Below are 16,773 nucleotides of genomic sequence, written 5' to 3' on the forward strand. Positions count from 1 at the left end.
GGTATCTTCGGGGTTATTCCTGAGTAATTGACTTAGCTCAATTATTCGCTTTGCTAACCATAATCAAGAATAATGCCTATCGCTCATCAGTCGATGGAGCACAGGCTGCAAAAGGGAGGGCTTTCCAAAACACGCTGTGAATACGTCCCTGTACGCTCGGCTCCGCCATCCATGGCTCCGCACGGTTTTGGGAGGCGCCCCTGCCTTCGGCCTCCAGAGCAATGGAGTGCGCCGTCAAGTCTCTTCTACTCAAATACTCACTGCATCAATGGCGAATCCGGCAGCTCCAGATCCACGCCCTCCACACCGGTTTCCGCAGCCAATACCTGCAGGTATTGCCGGAATGCCCGGCGGGTCACGCTTTCGCTCAGGTACTGGCGAATTTGTGGTTTTACATGTTCATAAGGTAGCAGTTCGCCGTTGATTCGCTGGTCTACTCGAACGATGTGCCAGCCATAACGGCTTTCGATCAGCTCGGGATTCAAGCCTTCGTTCAGGGTCAGGACCGGGCGCTCGAATTCTTCGACGGTCTGGCCTTTGCTGATCTGGCCTAGGCTGCCGCCCTGGTGGCGGGATTCGCAGGCGGAATATTGTTTGGCCAGTTCGTTGAATTGGGAGCGCCCATCCAAGAGGGCAGACAGGAGTTGTCGGCCGGCTTCTTCTTGGCGCATGCGCTCTTCAATATCATCCGGAGCGGCAGCCAGCAGTATGTGGCTGACGGCCATGATGGTGGGACTGCAGAAGCGGCCGGGGTTGGCGGCGTAGAAGCGTTCGCAGTCCTGTTCACTGGGGTCTGGCACATCGAGTTCGAGTTCCAGTACCCGGGCGATGCGGTCTTCTTCGTCTTCGATGTTATCCAGGTTCAGGCGGCCGGCCTGTTGCAGCAACAGTTCGCGGATGACAAGGCTTCTGGCAGCTTCGTGCCAGGCTTCAGCCAGTTCCTCGGCGGGGTGATGCTGCATTTCCCGGGCGATGTCATCTTCGTGGATCAGCGTGTCACCCACGTAGACCGGCGGGAACTGGTTTCTGGGTTTGCCGGCTTCACCGACGGGGATCATTTGCATGTTGCTTCTCCAGAAAGATACTTTGCCACGGAGCCGAGAGGTTCCGTGGCAAACTCATCGTTATGCGCGCTTGCGAACCACCTGGTACTTCCGTCCGAAATACTCCACCGGCACGCTGAGCATGTGCACCAGCCGGGTGAACGGGAAGAGTACGAAGATGGTCAGGCCCAGGAAGATGTGGGTCTTGTAGATCCAGTGCACGTCGGCAATGTAGGCGGCGATGCCGGATCCTTCCAGGGTGAACACGCCCTGGGCCCAGGCGGAGAACTTGAGCATGGTGCTACCATCCAGGTGGCCCATGGTGGGCAGGATGGTGAGCATGCCCAGCACCAGCTGGACGACAAGAATGATGATGATCATGTTGTCGGCGAAGGTGCTGCTGGCCTGAACCCGCGGGTCGGTCATGCGGCGCCAGGCGAGCATGCCGCCACCGATGATGGCCATGATGCCGGCAATACCGCCCACCAGGATCGCCATCACCTGTTTCTGGCCCGGGGTGATGATCCACTCGTAGGCCCAGTGCGGAGTAAGCAGGCCCACCAGGTGGCCGAAGAAGATCACCAGGACGCCGACGTGGAACAGCACGCTGGCCATCACCATGTTTTTCTTGCGCAGCATCTGGCTGGAATGGGCCTTCCAGGTGAACTGGCCATGGTCGTAACGCGCCCAGGTACCGACAAACAGTACAATCAGGGCGATGTAGGGATAGATTCCGAACAAGAGTGTGTTGATATAGGACATTGTCTTTTCCTCCTGCGCCTCAGGCGCGCCCTGCCGGACGGGGCGTTGCGTCCGTCATCAGCTGATCACTCAGGTGAATGGTCTGGGTCTGTTCCAGTTCGCGGCGGCGCTGTCCAACCACGCCGCCGGTGCCACAGGAGCTGCCCTGGTCATCCACAAATTTCACCATTTCCTCTTCCCAGACTCTGTCCAGGGCTTCCGGGGTATCGTCGCGTTCTTCCGAGGCAACGAGCTGCGCCAGCTCCTGCCTGTCAGCCTTGCGTCCGGACAGTACCAGCAGGGAATCCATGGCGACGTGGTAGAAGCTCTCACGTTGGTACAACCGCTCGCCGAGCAGACCCAGAATGTGGTGAATATCTTCCAGCCAGTTGCGGATTTCCTCCCAGGGGCGGGTGGAGAGGTATTCCAGGAACAGCGGCAGGTAATCCGGCAGTTCTTTGGCATCAATCTCCAGGCCATTGGCCCGGTATTGTTCCATCAGGTCTACCATGGCCTGGCCGCGGTCGCGGGATTCGCCGTGCACATGTTCGAACAGTAGCAGGGAGGTGGCCCGGCCCCGGTCGAACGTGCCTACGTAGGCTTCCTGAAGGTCCATCAGGTCGCCGTCGCACAGGCGGTCGATACAGGTCAGCAGCTGTTCTTTGTTCTGCCGCGGCAGCCGGCTGTCCTCCAGGACAGCGGCTACCAGGGCGTCTTTGGATTGCTGCAGTTCGTCGGTGGGGTATTCGAGTACCCGCGCCAGTACTTTCAAAAGTTGCATTGTGGCCTCCTCAGTCCTGCAGCTGCTTCGGGTCAACCTGCTTCACGGTCGCCAGTTTGCTGACCATGCTGGTGGTCTGCTTCTTGCCGCCGAACAGGCTGAAGTCGCTGTCACCACCGTTGCAGCCGTCGCCGAAGCTGAAGCCACATCCGCCGCGCTCGCCGTAAGCAGTCGCATCCGGGAAGGCTTCCTTGGCCAGCTCACGATGGCTGGTAGGAATCACAAAGCGGTCCTCGTAGTTGGCGATAGCGAGGTAGCGGTACATTTCGTCCGCCTGGGCCTTGGTCAGGCCACACTCTTCAAGGGCACGCAGGTCTTCCTTACCTTCCACGGTTTCGGCGCGCTTGTACAAACGCATGGCCATAATCCGTTTGAGCGCGCGCACGATAGGCTTCTCGTCACCGGCAGTCAGCAGGTTCGCCAGATACTTGACCGGAATCCGCAGGCTCTCGATCTTCGGCAGCACGCCGTCGAACTCGACCTTGCCGGCTTCCGCCGCAGACTGGATCGGGCTCAGGGGCGGCACGTACCAGACCATGGGCAGGGTGCGGTATTCCGGGTGCAGCGGCAGGGCCAGTTTCCAGTCCACCGCCATCTTGTAGACCGGGCTCTGCTGAGCGGCTTCGATGACGTTCATCGGGATGCCGTCTTTCTTCGCCTGTTCGATCACTTTCGGGTCGAACGGGTCCAGGAAGATTTCCAGCTGCTTCTCGTACAGCTCGTGCTCGCCCGGGGTGCTGGCCACTTCTTCAATACGGTCTGCGTCATACAGCAGCACGCCCAGATAGCGGATCCGGCCCACACAGGTCTCGGAACACACGGTCGGCATACCGGCTTCGATACGCGGGTAGCAGAAGATGCACTTTTCGGATTTGCCGGTTTTCCAGTTGAAGTAGATCTTCTTGTACGGGCAGCCGGAGACACACATCCGCCAGCCGCGGCACTTGTCCTGGTCGATCAGGACGATACCGTCCTCTTCGCGCTTGTAGATGGCACCGCTCGGGCAGCTAGCGACACAGGCCGGGTTCAGGCAATGCTCGCACAGGCGCGGCAGGTACATCATGAAGGTGTTTTCGAACTGGCCGTAGATGTCTGCCTGCACCTGGTCAAAGTTCTTGTCTTTGCGGCGCTTGGCAAACTCGGTGCCCAGGATTTCTTCCCAGTTCGGGCCCCATTCGATTTTCTTCATACGCTCGCCGGAGATCAGCGAGCGTGGCCTTGCGACCGGCTGGTGCTTGGTGTCACCGGCGGTGTGCAGGTGTTGATAATCGAAGTCGAACGGCTCGTAGTAGTCGTCGATTTCCGGCAGGTCGGGGTTGGCGAAAATGTTCGCCAGTACCCGGAACTTGCCACCAATGCGGGGGCGAATCTTGCCGGAGCTGTCACGCATCCAGCCGCCCTTCCATTTGTCCTGGTTCTCCCACTCTTTCGGGTAGCCGATACCAGGCTTGGTTTCGACGTTGTTGAACCAGGCGTATTCCATGCCTTCACGGCTTGTCCATACGTTTTTGCAGGTGACGGAACAGGTGTGGCAACCAATGCACTTGTCCAGGTTCAGCACCATGCCGACTTGGGAACGGATTTTCATTTTACAGCCTCCTGAGCATAGTCATTGCCTTCACCGTCGAGCCAGTCCACGTTCTTCATCTTGCGGACCACCACGAACTCGTCCCGGTTGGAACCTACGGTGCCGTAGTAGTTGAAGCCGTAGGAATACTGGGCATAGCCACCAATCATGTGAGTCGGCTTCGGACACACCCGGGTAACCGAGTTGTGAATACCGCCACGGGTCCCGGTGATTTCGGAGCCGGGTATGTTCACAATCCGCTCCTGGGCGTGGTACATCATCACCATGCCGGGCATCACTCGCTGACTCACCACCGCACGGGCGGCAATGGCGCCGTTGGCGTTAAACAGTTCGATCCAGTCGTTGTCTTCCACGCCGATCTCTTTGGCGTCGTCTTCACTCAGCCAGACAATCGGGCCGCCACGGGACAGGGTCAGCATCAACAGGTTGTCACTGTAGGTGCTGTGGATGCCCCACTTCTGGTGCGGGGTGATCCAGTTCAGCGCTTTCTCGGGGTTGCCGTTACTGCGCTGGTTGATCATGCTGCCTACGGCTTTGGTGTTGATGGGCGGGCGGTACACCAGCAGGCTCTCGCCGAAGGCGCGCATCCACTCATGGTCCTGATAGAACTGCTGACGACCGGTCAGGGTGCGCCAGGGAATCAGCTCGTGCACGTTGGTATAGCCGGCGTTGTAGGACACGTGTTCGTCTTCCAGGCCAGACCAGGTGGGACTGGAAATGATCTTGCGCGGCTGCGCCACGATGTCCCGGAAGCGGATTTTTTCCTCTTCCTTGTTGGTAGCCAGATGAGTGTGATCCAGGCCGGTGAACTCGGACAGCGCCGCCCAGGCTTTGACCGCCACCTGGCCGTTGGTTTCCGGCGCCAGGGTCAGGATGACCTCAGCAGCATCAATGGCACTCTCGATCTTCGGGCGACCTGCGTTGGCACCCTCAAGGTGGGTGTAGTTCAGGTCCTTCAGGAAGTTCACTTCCTTCTCGGTGTTCCAGTTGATGCCCTTACCACCGTTACCCAGCTTGTCCATCAGCGGACCAAGGGAGGTAAAGCGGGCATAGGTGTTCGGATAGTCCCGCTCCACCGTGATGAAGTTGGGTGCAGTCTTGCCCGGAATCAGGTCGCACTCGCCGCGCTTCCAGTCCTTCACATCGAACGGTTGGCCCAGCTCGGCCGGCGCGTCGTGCAGCAACGGCAGGGTGACCACGTCTTTCTCGACACCCAGGTGGCCTTCGGCTGCCTTGGAGAAGGACTTGGCAATGCCCTTGTAGATTTCCCAGTCACTGCGCGCTTCCCATGCCGGATCGGTGGCAGCGGTCAGCGGGTGGATGAACGGGTGCATATCCGAAGTATTCAGGTCGTTCTTCTCGTACCAGGTTGCGGTCGGCAGAACGATGTCGGAATACAGACAGGTGGTGGACATACGGAAGTCCAGGGTCACCAGCAGGTCGAGCTTGCCTTCCGGTGCCTGGTCGCGCCATTTCACTTCTTCCGGTTTGGCGCCACCCTCGACACCCAGATCCTTGCCCTGCAATCCGTTCTTGGTACCCAGCAGGTACTTGAGCATGTACTCGTGACCTTTACCTGAGGAGCCCAGCAGGTTGGAGCGCCAGATGAACAGGTTACGCGGGCAGTTTTCCGGCGCTTCCGGATCTTCACTGGCGAAGGCCAGAGATCCGTCCTTCATGGACTTGGCCACGTAGTCCGCCACCTCCATACCGGCCTTCTCGGCTTCCGCGGCAATGGTCAGCGGGTTGCGGTTCAGCTGCGGCGCAGACGGCAGCCAGCCCATGCGCTCGGCGCGTACGTTGTAGTCGATCAGACTGCCACCGAATTTGGACTTGTCTGCCAGCGGCGACAGGATTTCATCCACGCCCAGTTTCTCGTAGCGCCACTGACCGGAGTGAGCATAGAAGAAGGAGGTGGAGTTCATGTGGCGTGGCGGGCGCTGCCAGTCCAGACCAAAGGCCAGCGGCTGCCAGCCGGTCTGCGGGCGCAACTTCTCCTGACCCACGTAATGGGCCCAGCCACCGCCGCTCTGGCCGATACAGCCACACATAATCAGCATGTTGATCAGGCCGCGGTAGTTCATGTCCATGTGGTACCAGTGGTTCATACCGGCACCGACGATGACCATGGAGCGGCCCTTGGTCTTGTCAGCGTTGTCCGCAAACTCACGGGCGATGCGGATCACTTTCTCGGCCGGCACGCCAGTGATCTGCTCCTGCCAGGCTGGCGTGTACGGCTTCACTTCGTCATAGGACGTAGCGCCATCGTCGTCACCCAAACCGCGGCTGATGCCATAGTTGGCAACCATCAGGTCGTACACAGTCACCACGCGACCTTCGGAACCATCGGCCAGCTGAACCTTGCGGGTACCCAGCTTGTGCTTGAGGATGTCCTTGAATTCCACGTGGTTGTAATGGTCGTGTTCGATACCGCCGAAATACGGGAAGGCGACATCGACGACTTCGTCGTGCTTTTCAACCATGGACAGCTGAAGGTTTACATCGGCGCCTTTGGCGGTCTGCTTCAGGTTCCACTTGCCTTTCTCGCCCCAGCGGTAGCCGATGGAGCCGTTCGGCGCAGTCAGTTCACCGGAAGCCTCGTCGATGGCGATGGTCTTCCACTCGGGGTTGTTCTCTTCACCCAGGCCGTCCACCAGATCGCTGGCGCGCAGGAAGCGGCCCGGCACGAAACTGCCGTCGTCTTTCTGTTCCAGCATCACCAGGTAGGGCATGTCGGTGTAGCGGCGAACGTAGTCAGTGAAGTACTCGCTGGGCTTGTCGACATGGAACTCTTTGAGGATCACATGGCCCATGGCCATGCCCAGGGCGGCATCGGTACCCTGCTTCGGGTTCAGCCACTCGTCAGACAGCTTGGAAACTTCCGCATAGTCCGGGGTAATGGCAACGGTCTTGGTGCCCTTGTAGCGTACTTCGGTGAAGAAGTGGGCATCCGGGGTACGGGTCTGGGGTACGTTGGAGCCCCAGGCAATGATGTAGCCGGAGTTGTACCAGTCGGCGGATTCCGGCACGTCGGTCTGCTCACCCCAGGTTTGCGGAGAGGCGGGCGGCAGGTCGCAGTACCAGTCGTAGAAGCTCATGCACACGCCACCGATCATGGACAGGTATCGGCTGCCCGCGGCGTAGGAGACCATGGACATGGCGGGAATCGGAGAGAAACCGATGATACGGTCCGGCCCGAATTTCTTGGCGGTGTAGACGTTCGAGGCGGCAATCAGCTCGTTGACTTCGTCCCAGCTGGAACGGACAAAACCGCCCATACCGCGGCGAGGCTTGTACTCGGCGGTCTTGGCGGGATCTTCAACAATAGAGGCCCAGGCTTCCACCGGGTCGTTGAACTGGATACGGGCGGCACGCCAGAGCTTCATCAGGCTCTTGCGCATCAGCGGGTATTTCAGCCGGTTGGCACTGTACATGTACCAGGAGTAGCTGGCGCCACGAGGGCAACCGCGGGGCTCGTGGTTGGGCAGATCCGGGCGGGTGCGGGGGTAATCGGTCTGCTGGGTTTCCCAGGTGACCAAGCCATTCTTGACGTAGATTTTCCAGCTGCAGGAGCCGGTGCAGTTGACGCCGTGGGTGGAGCGCACGATCTTGTCGTGCTGCCAGCGCTGACGGTAGCCGTCTTCCCAGTCCCGGCTCACGTCGTGGGTTTCGCCGTGGTCGTTGGCGAAGGGTTCGCGCTTCTTCCTGAAGTAGTTCAGTTTGTCGATCAAATGACTCATGGTCTCTCTCTCCATCAACCCGTTTGCCGGATCGTTGTTCCGAATGGAGACCATTGTGTGGGATCAAACCCCTGAAATCTGCGTGGTTACTACCACATAACCCGGGTGTACCACCCTGTGGGTAGGCGACCTATAACCCGGGTTGGAGAAGCATCTTTCGCTCCTCTCTGCGGGCATGTCGGGAGAAAAGCAGCAGGCTGACACTCAGCAACAGGAAGAGAATCATGAATACGGCCGTACGCACGCCCAGCCACAGGTTCAAGCCACCAAACGCAACTGGCAGGACAAACGCAACGGCACAGGCGCTGACCAGCAATACACCGGCAAACAGGGACGCTTCCTGTCGGTTGGCCAGAATCACCATACGCTGAAGGGACCCCATAGCAGTGCCCATGGCCACCCCCAGAATCACGACCAACGTGCTTTCAAGGACAACAGGCAGAGCGAACTCCACAACCAGCTCCTCTTCCACGCCGGTAATGAACAAAGTCATGGGGGGATAAGACAGCACCACGAGTGCCATCAGACAACCCGCCAGTGCCCGCGTCGCAACCCGGGCGGAACCGAAATGATCGGACAAGCCTCCGCCGGCCACCTGAGCTACCGCACCGGGAATGACAAACCATTGCGCCAGGCGGGCCCCGGAATCCAGCGTAAGACCATACTGGCCTGAGAGGAAATCCGGAAGCCACAACGCCAGCGCAAAGAAACTGCCGGCAACCACACCGAAATACAAACACAGGGGTAGATTCCGACCCTGCCGGATCACCCCGAGAATTTCTCTGGCTGATCGTTCACGGCTTTCGTCTTCTTCACCCGTGGCGTCGGTCAGCATAATCAACAGCGCGATCACCAGAAGCAGGGTAATGAGGTAGGCCAGAGGTACGCCCTGCCAGGAGAACGCCTCATGGAACAGCGGCACCAGATAATAGTTGAAACCCGCTCCGGTTACCCCGGAGCCAAAAACCCCGAGCACGAGACCCAGCCGCCTGGGCTGGCAATGGCTGACCACAAACTGCAGACCGGCGCCGTAGAAGCCGCCCGCCAGCCCCAGTCCGGCGGCGGCAATAAGGTAGCCAATGTAGGTGTTTGTCAGCAGCAGTATCCCCATGCACACAGCAAGACCGCACAGACACAACAGCATGACTTCACGGGCACCATATCGCTGCGCCGCAAGCCCGGCCGGAATCGCAAGTATGGCGCTGACCGCCATGGGCATGGCCAGAAGAACCCCAAACTGCAAACTGCTCAGACCCAGGTCGGCTCGGAGATGCACGCCGGCAACCGCAAACAGTGTCCAGCAACCGGCAGCCACCACAAAGCCGGTCAGCGCCAACGGCAACACTACTGCCAGAGATGCTAACCTCTCTTCATCCCGTTCCGATTGCATTACACGCTCCCTGAATCCCATTCTTTAGTCTCGACTTTTGCCTGAACACGGGTCAAAGGCTATGATGGGTTATAAACCATTGGGGTAATTGACTATCCTCAAGGAGGTATCACGACGGCGCGTTTTCCACGATAATTTTGCTGCCTGTCACTATCCACATCCCTCGAGCCTTGAAGCTATCCATGACCTCCAGAAGCCCGCTAGTAAATCGACTGGCTGTTGTTATCGGCGCCATCGTGCTGACGGCCATTGTCAGCATGGCCACCACTCTGGCTGTGTCCAACAGCATTGAGGGCAATGCCACTGCTATCAACCTTGCCGGTTCACTGCGTATGGGAGCATTCCAACTGGCGGCAAGATCGGCCTCTGAAGATCCCGTAGAAAACACTGACACCCTTGATCAACGCATTGAGGAGTACGAGGACAGGCTCAGGGATCCCGCCATCATCCGTTCCATTCCCCGCACCGATGATCATCCCCTCGTCGAACAATATAAAACCGTGGAATACGGCTGGGCCAATCAGCTCAGGCCGTCACTGGAGAGCCACCAGACTGGCGCCCCTCTATCCGCCGAAATGATCACGACAGTGGAGAGCTACACGGTAGAAGTGGATCGCTTGGTCTCCATGCTGGAACAACGCACCGAGGCCAGAATCGACCTGCTGCACCTTATCCAGATCATCAGCATGGTGTTCTCGGTATTGATTGTTCTCGCCCTGTTTCTGGACCTCAAAAACCGCATTCTCCGGCCGCTGCGGAAACTGGTGGGCATTGCCACCGCCGTGGGCGAACAGGATTTCAGCCACAAAGCCGATCTCAAAGGCTCCGATGAGCTGGCACAACTGGGCCAGGCCTTTGACCAGATGACCAGTGAACTGGCGCTGACCTACTACGAGCTTGAAAGCCGGGCCAGGCAGAAAACCGAGGAACTTGAAATCAGCCATGCGGCTCTGCAAGTAATGCACTCCGCCAGCCGAGGGCTGTTCGCCAATCATGATCTGTGCAGTGGCGCCATCCCGATGCTGCAGGATCTGGAGCAGTTGCTGGGCATCGGTCCCATCCGCCTGTTCCTGCATGACAAGGAATCGGCAGAACCGGTGGAGGCCATTACCACTGCCACACCCAAACGCCCCTTCTATTGCCGGGATCACCATTGCAATGCCTGTCTGGTAACCCCCGAGGTCTATGATGAGATGCCGCTGGAAAATAATGATGGCCGGCGGCTGTTGCTGCCAATCCGAACTCCCGGGCAGTTGCTGGGCACACTGGAGGTCTGGTATCCGGCTGAAAAAGGATTACCGGAGACCTCGCGCCGCCTGCTGGAGACCCTGACCGACCAGTTGGCAACTGCCATTTTCCTGGAAAAACAGATCACCGAAGAACAACAGCTGACGCTGGCAGAAGAACGCACGGTGATTGCCCGGGAGCTACACGATTCCCTGGCACAATCGCTCTCGTACCTGAAAATGCAGGTGACCCGTCTGCGCCGGCTGAACATTGATGGCGAGCAGAAGCCCATCCACGATGACATCCTGGATGAACTGAGCACTGGCCTGAACAGCGCCTACCGCCAGCTGCGGGAACTACTGGCCACCTTCCGGCTGAAACTGGATACGCCTGATCTGGCGACTGCCCTGCGTAAAACCATCGACGAATTCTCAGAGCGCCTCGGTAAACCGGTAGCGTTTGAATACAACCTGCCGCCCCAGACGCTGTCGCCCAATGAGGAAATCCACACCCTGCAGATCATTCGTGAAGGGCTGGCCAATGCCGTCAAACACGCCGATGCCACTGACATAGCTGTAAAAGTAGTGTTCGATTCACCACAAGTGCGGGCCAGCATACAGGACAATGGCAGGGGATTACCGGGTGGCGACCAGCCCGTGAACCACTATGGCCTGATTATCATGCAGGACCGTGCCCGCACACTCGGCGGCAAGGTCAATGTGCGAAACAGGGATGAAGGCGGCGTGGAAGTCGCGCTAACATTCGTACCCAAGAGCCGCAACCTGATTCCAACGGAAACTACGCCGGCCTGAGCCGAGCGCAGGACAAAAGAGAGAAACAATGTCTGAGACACCCGCAAGCATTCTGTTGATCGACGACCACCCGCTGCTGCGCCAGGGCATCAAACAGCTGATCGGCATGGAAGACGACATGGAAGTGATCGGCGAAGCCAGCAATGCCGCCGATGGCATCCGTCTGGCCACCGAGCTGGAGCCGGACCTGATCCTGATGGACCTGAACATGCCGGAAATGGACGGCATCGAAGCCCTGAGAAAGCTCAGGGAACAGAATGTCAGCTCGCGCATCGTTATGTTTACTGTCTCAGACCAGGAAGACGATGTGGTCGCGGCATTGCGGGCGGGCGCCGACGGTTACCTGCTCAAGGACATGGAGCCCGAGGACATGATCGCCCAGTTGCACCAGGCGGCGGTGGGCAAGATGGTGATCAGTGACCGCCTCACGACCCTGCTGGCTGAAGCCCTGCGTTCCAACAAACCGCAGCAGACCAGCCGTCCCGACTTCGACAGCCTGACGCCGCGGGAGAAAGATATTCTCCGGCTGATTGCCGAAGGCCTGTCCAACAAGATGATCGGGCGTAAACTCGACATCAGTGACGGCACTGTCAAGGTCCACGTCAAGCACCTGCTGAAAAAGCTGAACCTGCGCTCGCGGGTGGAAGTCGCCGTCTGGGCGGTCGAGGAAGGCTTGCACAAGGGCTGACTGTTCATTCCCCTGAGTTATATCAAATCCGTTTATTGCGGTTTGAGGTAGGCTCTCCCTGTCTGTTTCATGATTTCAGGAGAGCCTGCCATGCTGCCTACCCTGCCCAGTTTCGGCAAATTGCCCACACCACCCGGGTTCGCGCAGCTGCAACGCCTGAGCAATCAACTCCAGCACAATCCCCTTGCGGGCCAGACCCTAGCCGTGATCCGGGAGTATGCCCCGTCACCGGTGCCACTCCTGAACGGCATTGATCAGCGAATGCCCGTCGCCCTGAAACAACTGGCAGCGGAAGCGCCCCTCAACCGGCTTTTCTCGGACGCCATTGCAGAAGGTGAATTCGACGATTTCGAGGGCCGTCGAATCCGCCTCGAAATCAATGGCGGCCAGCCAGGCATTACCCTCGGTTATTGGGCCGGGCGCCTGCGGGTGCTGAACGGTCCTGGTGAAGCCACTATCCGGGGGTCCGTTGGTGCATTCCGTACATTGGCGGAACGAAAGCAAGACCCCGATCAGTTGTTCTTCCAGCGCCGGCTGGTTATCGAGGGGGATACTGAACTGGGGCTGGCCCTGAAAAACCTGCTCGACAGCCTGGACTGGCATCTGCGGCTCAGGGATTTTCTGAAACCCTGGTAAGCGCCCATTCCGGGAACGTTCTCCAACGGTTAATCCAGGCAGGGATCAGGGGCGCTTCAATGGGCGGAGACATGGCAAATCCCTGAGCGCATTCGCACCCGAGGCTCAGCAGAATCTCACCTTGCCTGACACTTTCCACGCCCTCCGCAACCACCTGCTTCCCGAAAACCCGCGACAGACCGATCACCCCCTGAAGAATTGACAGGTTTTCACTGTCATCCTCAATGCCGGATACAAACTCCCGATCGATTTTCAGAGTATCGACAGGAAGGCGCTTGAGATAAGACAACGATGAGTAGCCAGTACCAAAGTCATCCAGGGAGAAGGTCACCCCAAGCTCACGGCAATCCGCAATGGTCTGTACGGCTTTGTCCAAATCCCCAAGTGCAGCGGTTTCCAGGATTTCCAGATCTAGCCTGACAGGGTCAACCCCCGGAAAGCCAGACAGGATTTTTTGCAGGTGCCCGGCAAAGTGATCAGACTGAAGATGGTTAGCGGCGATGTTAACGCTGACATTGACCCTGACACCCTCTTGCTCCCAGCGCTGTATCTGCAGCAGCGAGTTTCTCAACACCCATTCACCAACCTGAATATTCAGCGTGTGATGCTCAATCGCCGGCAGGAAGTAACTCGGAGGGAGCAGCCCTTCCCGGGGATGTTGCCACCGGATCAGCGCTTCAACGCCCAAAACCTCTCCAGTCCGGAGATTAACCTTGGGTTGAAAATAAAGCCGGAACTCATCCTGGTTGAGCCCCCTGCGGATGTCCTCCAGTAACAACTGACGGGCTCGATACTGGCTCCGCTCGCCGGCATCAAGATACAGCCAGCCACTGCGCATCTCGTGTTTTGCCCGATACAGGGTATTATCCGCCTGCCTCAGCAAGCTGTCTGCGTCCTCAACGGCGCCATCCGGAAACAGGACAACACCAGCCGTAAACCCCGCAGAAACCTCAACACCGTCGAGTTCAAAAGGCTGACTGGCCGTCAAACGCAGAGCTTCCAGCCGCGACTCGGCTTGGCTGGCATCCGGCAGCAACAATGCAAACTCATCACCACCTGTTCGCGCCAGGCAGGCATCCGCCGGGATCGCATCCAGCCACCGCCGGGACAGCAAGCCGAGCATTCGGTCTGCCGCATCTTCTCCCAGACAGTCGTTGAGATCCTTGAAATTATCAAGATCAATAGACACCAGGGCTGCCGAGTTCTCAGCTCTCACTTCATCTGCAAGGTATTCACGAACTCGTCGGACGATGCCGTTTCGGTTCCAGAGGCCGGTCAAGGCATCGGTATAAGCGAGCGTTTCCAGATGGTGCTGATATTCTCGGGCTTGTTCTTCCAGGGCCTGATTCAGCCTTTCATGCTGTATTCGGGACAGCTCGTCTTCGGCCCTCAAGCGGGCCATTTTCTCCCGCATTAACTGAATCGTGCTTGATGAAAGCTTTCCGTAAATTTCCAGCAGCGCGTTGACCAGCACCGAGGCGGAACCGCTCAGCTCTGCATCGACCCGGTTTTTTGCCTCACTGACTTCCAGGCCTTGCTGAACCAACTCAACCGTCAGAGCCATTCGGCGATCTGATTCGAGGATATGGAAGGCTAACCAGCGTGTGAGGAAGTCAAACAGTCTGGTTAACACCTCTTCCTGAGGTTCGCGGCTGTTGCGCAGCTCCTCAACCTGCGCAAAAAACATCTGGTGTGACTCGCGGTGGCTTTTCGCCATCGCTGCTTCACTGAGGGTTTTGTTCCAGATCGCTTCCTCGTATTCAAAATGAAACGCCGCGTAGGTGAGCAACTCATCAAGAATCTGATCGGGCGTTAACTCGGAGGTATCCGATGCAAAGTGCCACGCCAGTCGATTCAGGATATTGACCAGCACCTTGTGCTGTTGATCAATATCATCAATGCCGGTCTCGAAATTCCGGTTCCAGGGGAAGATTTCGAAGGCATTCGGCACATTATTGGTCACAGAAGGACTCCCAAAACGGCAACCACCGTCTTGAGCATAGTTCAACTGCCAATAAATGTAGTTGTTTTAAATCAGAGAGCGGGCTGCCTCAGAGCTGGTCGCTCAACGCAAAATCCCGCAACGCCACCGCATTATTATGGTCGGTATCTTTGGCGGCAAATACCAGCGTGACGCGTTTGTGCTCTTTGAGGATCTGCCGGAACAAATCCAGGTCCTCTGCGGCCCCATCAGACTTGAGCTCTTTGAAGTAGCGGTCTCGAAACCCGGGCCATCTGTCCGGGTCATGGCCGAACCACTTCCGCAATTCTGTAGATGGCGCAAGCCCTTTCAGCCAATGGGCAATGTCTGCGTCTTCTTTGGCAACGCCCCTGGGCCAGATGCGATCCACCAGAATACGCGGGCCATCTGAGCGGGCAGCGTGGTCGTAGGCTCGTTTCAGGCGGATGTCCATAGAAACCTCCCAACCGGCTAATGGTGTCCTTGAGCCTAGCCTTCACCCCCTATGAATTCAAAACCCGCCATGACATAACGCATTTACCGCATCTCAAAAAACTCCCGATGCATCCGCCGGGCAGGCAGGCCCCATCTGCGGAATTCGTTGAACAGGGTCCGGGCCATGCCCAACGGGCCGCAGAACCACAGGCTGGCGCCTTGCCAATCCGGCACCGCATCGCGAATTTCCTCCGGTGTCAGTCGGCCTTCGGTACGACTGCATCGAATAACCAGGTTAACGGCCGCCGCGTAGAAAGCCCATTCTCCCTGGGTTTCTGCCAGCCCCCGCTGCCCCCTGAACCAGGCTTCCAGGCCGGCGAGTTGCTGTCCCGCCCCTTTGCCGGCCGGCTTCTCCAGCCAGCCCCAGCCCACCATCCACGTGGTGCCCTTGGCCCACCACCAATGCAACGTAGCCAGCACCAGTGAACCAATGCCCAGCCATTTGTGCAGCCGGTACACCTTGTCCAGGCCACCAACCCAACGCTCCAGAGACCGGAGACGCAGTGCCAGTACCAACGCAACCGCCATCATCACTACGGCCAGAATGCCGGAAAACTGCACAAACACAGAGCGGAACGGAAAGTAAGCGAAGGGGGAAACCCACAGGCTGTCGGAAACAAACCACAGGACGCCGACCAAAGCAGTCAGACCCCAGAAAAATAGCGGGACGCGAGCCATAACAATAAACCCCAATGCAGTTTGAGTACCCTAGCAAGCTACTCCTGGTACATCGGCTATCTATTGACCTCAATCAACGCTCAACGGGCTTTACACAGACTTTACGATCAGATCCATTCCCGGCTTGCCGTACCAGTACCCGTTACATGGCGGGGCCTCCACCAGCTGCAGCGGGTCGGCGACCAGCACTTCCCCCCGGCGCACCTGATCAAAGCGTTTGACCACTTGTTCCATCCCTTGATGCTCCGGGCTCAGTCGCACGGTACTGACACCCATACGCTCCATCTCCGGTAGTTCCCTCATCAGGTCGTAGCGCGAGCCGGAGAGCGTGGAAATGCCATTGATCCGGAACAGTTCCTGGCTTTCCCTGGAACGCAGTTCCATGCCACCTGGATGCTCCAGGCAACGGAATTCGCAGTTGTCTTTAGGCAGGTTGTAATGACGGGCAGTGAAACAGCGAGACGACCAGGCCAATGGCAGGAAGCCCCAGGAGAATACCTCGGCGGGCAGATCCAGGCCGTCGGCCTTCAGCTCCCGGATCAGCTGCTCCAGGGTTTCCTTGCCCAGTTCCACCGGCAGGTTCCAGCCCTGCAGACCCTGTCTGGCGAGGATCTTCAGGGTGGCCGAGTTGTAGATGTTCATGGACGGGCCGGTAACAAACGGAATCTTGTTGCGGATCGCCACCTGCAGGGCACTCTGGTCGTTGGCCTCCACCAAAAACTCATCCTGTTCGCAAAACCGACGAAGTCGCCGCAGATCCGCTTCGGATTCGATCAGCGTCAATGTGGAAAGCACCACGTTCTTGCCACAAGCCTTCAGATCCCGGGCCAGGTCGAGCCAGTCATCGGGCTTCAGTTCCCGGCGGCGGGAGCACACCACTTCGCCAAGATAGATGGTATCTACTGGCCACTCCGCAGCGTTAGCGTAGAAATCGAATACGGACTGCTTGGTCCAGAACCACAGAATCGGGCCAAGAGAGAGTTTCATCATAGCG

The 16,773-nt window shown here is 58.2% G+C and carries 13 protein-coding genes; 3 read left to right on the forward strand and 10 right to left on the reverse strand.

Translation table 11 applies throughout. The features are described 5' to 3' along the window. Nucleotides 1-257 precede the first annotated feature (257 nt). The 6 genes from ARC85_RS10905 to ARC85_RS10930 form a co-directional block, all read right to left on the reverse strand. Nucleotides 258-1,064: a peptidylprolyl isomerase gene (locus ARC85_RS10905; protein ID WP_226596627.1), complete on the reverse strand. Its 807-nt coding sequence runs from the start codon at nt 1,062-1,064 to the stop codon at nt 258-260. A gap of 60 nt (nt 1,065-1,124) precedes the next feature. Then, on the reverse strand, nt 1,125-1,805 hold the full coding sequence (gene narI / locus ARC85_RS10910) for a respiratory nitrate reductase subunit gamma (RefSeq protein ID WP_153740666.1): 681 nt from the start codon (nt 1,803-1,805) through the stop codon (nt 1,125-1,127). A gap of 19 nt (nt 1,806-1,824) precedes the next feature. Next, nucleotides 1,825-2,565, reverse strand: a complete 741-nt coding sequence (gene narJ / locus ARC85_RS10915; RefSeq protein WP_153740665.1) for a nitrate reductase molybdenum cofactor assembly chaperone — start codon at nt 2,563-2,565, stop codon at nt 1,825-1,827. 10 nt (nt 2,566-2,575) lie between these two features. Then, nucleotides 2,576-4,153, reverse strand: a complete 1,578-nt coding sequence (gene narH / locus ARC85_RS10920; RefSeq protein ID WP_153740664.1) for a nitrate reductase subunit beta — start codon at nt 4,151-4,153, stop codon at nt 2,576-2,578. Beyond that, a complete protein-coding gene (locus ARC85_RS10925) occupies nt 4,150-7,893 on the reverse strand; it encodes a nitrate reductase subunit alpha (protein WP_286714856.1) in 3,744 nt (1,247 codons plus the stop codon). The genes narH and ARC85_RS10925 overlap by 4 nt, the downstream gene beginning before the upstream one ends. Before the next feature lie 130 nt (nt 7,894-8,023). Continuing rightward, nucleotides 8,024-9,283: an MFS transporter gene (locus ARC85_RS10930; protein ID WP_022990853.1), complete on the reverse strand. Its 1,260-nt coding sequence runs from the start codon at nt 9,281-9,283 to the stop codon at nt 8,024-8,026. 182 nt (nt 9,284-9,465) lie between these two features. Here ARC85_RS10930 and ARC85_RS10935 point away from each other — a divergent pair, with 182 nt between their 5' ends. The 3 genes from ARC85_RS10935 (at nt 9,466) to ubiT (ending at nt 12,646) form a co-directional block, all read left to right on the forward strand. Next, entirely contained in the window at nt 9,466-11,322 is a 1,857-nt protein-coding gene (locus ARC85_RS10935) for a histidine kinase (protein ID WP_153740662.1), read from the forward strand. A 28-nt stretch (nt 11,323-11,350) separates the two neighbouring features. Further along, a complete protein-coding gene (narL, locus tag ARC85_RS10940; protein ID WP_011786531.1) occupies nt 11,351-12,010 on the forward strand; it encodes a two-component system response regulator NarL in 660 nt (219 codons plus the stop codon). A 90-nt stretch (nt 12,011-12,100) separates the two neighbouring features. Continuing rightward, entirely contained in the window at nt 12,101-12,646 is a 546-nt protein-coding gene (ubiT, locus tag ARC85_RS10945; RefSeq protein WP_194841901.1) for a ubiquinone anaerobic biosynthesis accessory factor UbiT, read from the forward strand. Here ubiT and ARC85_RS10950 read toward each other — a convergent pair. The 4 genes from ARC85_RS10950 to ARC85_RS10965 all read right to left on the reverse strand — a co-directional run bounded on the left by ARC85_RS10950 (nt 12,621) and on the right by ARC85_RS10965 (nt 16,769). Beyond that, entirely contained in the window at nt 12,621-14,609 is a 1,989-nt protein-coding gene (locus tag ARC85_RS10950; protein ID WP_199452482.1) for a putative bifunctional diguanylate cyclase/phosphodiesterase, read from the reverse strand. The genes ubiT and ARC85_RS10950 overlap by 26 nt on opposite strands. An 88-nt stretch (nt 14,610-14,697) precedes the next feature. Continuing rightward, nucleotides 14,698-15,060 carry a DUF488 domain-containing protein gene (locus ARC85_RS10955; RefSeq protein WP_153740660.1) on the reverse strand — a complete coding sequence of 121 codons (363 nt, stop codon included), beginning with the start codon at nt 15,058-15,060 and terminating at the stop codon, nt 14,698-14,700. 83 nt (nt 15,061-15,143) lie between these two features. Beyond that, nucleotides 15,144-15,779 (reverse strand): ferric reductase-like transmembrane domain-containing protein, encoded by a 636-nt coding sequence (locus ARC85_RS10960; RefSeq protein WP_286714857.1) that lies wholly within the window; start codon nt 15,777-15,779, stop codon nt 15,144-15,146. Nucleotides 15,780-15,869: 90 nt separating this feature from the next. Then, entirely contained in the window at nt 15,870-16,769 is a 900-nt protein-coding gene (locus ARC85_RS10965) for a U32 family peptidase (protein WP_199452484.1), read from the reverse strand. Nucleotides 16,770-16,773 lie beyond the last annotated feature (4 nt).

This window comes from Marinobacter sp. tcs-11 (genome assembly GCF_002049515.1).
Classification (GTDB): Bacteria; Pseudomonadota; Gammaproteobacteria; order Pseudomonadales; family Oleiphilaceae; genus Marinobacter; species Marinobacter nauticus.

Coding starts and splice junctions, on each gene's coding strand:
- ARC85_RS10905 (WP_226596627.1), bottom strand. CDS start 1,064: ATGCAAATGATCCCCGTCGGTGAAGCCGGCAAACCCAGAAACCAGTTC.
- narI (WP_153740666.1), bottom strand. CDS start 1,805: ATGTCCTATATCAACACACTCTTGTTCGGAATCTATCCCTACATCGCC.
- narJ (WP_153740665.1), bottom strand. CDS start 2,565: ATGCAACTTTTGAAAGTACTGGCGCGGGTACTCGAATACCCCACCGAC.
- narH (WP_153740664.1), bottom strand. CDS start 4,153: ATGAAAATCCGTTCCCAAGTCGGCATGGTGCTGAACCTGGACAAGTGC.
- ARC85_RS10925 (WP_286714856.1), bottom strand. CDS start 7,893: ATGAGTCATTTGATCGACAAACTGAACTACTTCAGGAAGAAGCGCGAA.
- ARC85_RS10930 (WP_022990853.1), bottom strand. CDS start 9,283: ATGCAATCGGAACGGGATGAAGAGAGGTTAGCATCTCTGGCAGTAGTG.
- ARC85_RS10935 (WP_153740662.1), top strand. CDS start 9,466: ATGACCTCCAGAAGCCCGCTAGTAAATCGACTGGCTGTTGTTATCGGC.
- narL (WP_011786531.1), top strand. CDS start 11,351: ATGTCTGAGACACCCGCAAGCATTCTGTTGATCGACGACCACCCGCTG.
- ubiT (WP_194841901.1), top strand. CDS start 12,101: ATGCTGCCTACCCTGCCCAGTTTCGGCAAATTGCCCACACCACCCGGG.
- ARC85_RS10955 (WP_153740660.1), bottom strand. CDS start 15,060: ATGGACATCCGCCTGAAACGAGCCTACGACCACGCTGCCCGCTCAGAT.
- ARC85_RS10960 (WP_286714857.1), bottom strand. CDS start 15,779: ATGGCTCGCGTCCCGCTATTTTTCTGGGGTCTGACTGCTTTGGTCGGC.
- ARC85_RS10965 (WP_199452484.1), bottom strand. CDS start 16,769: ATGATGAAACTCTCTCTTGGCCCGATTCTGTGGTTCTGGACCAAGCAG.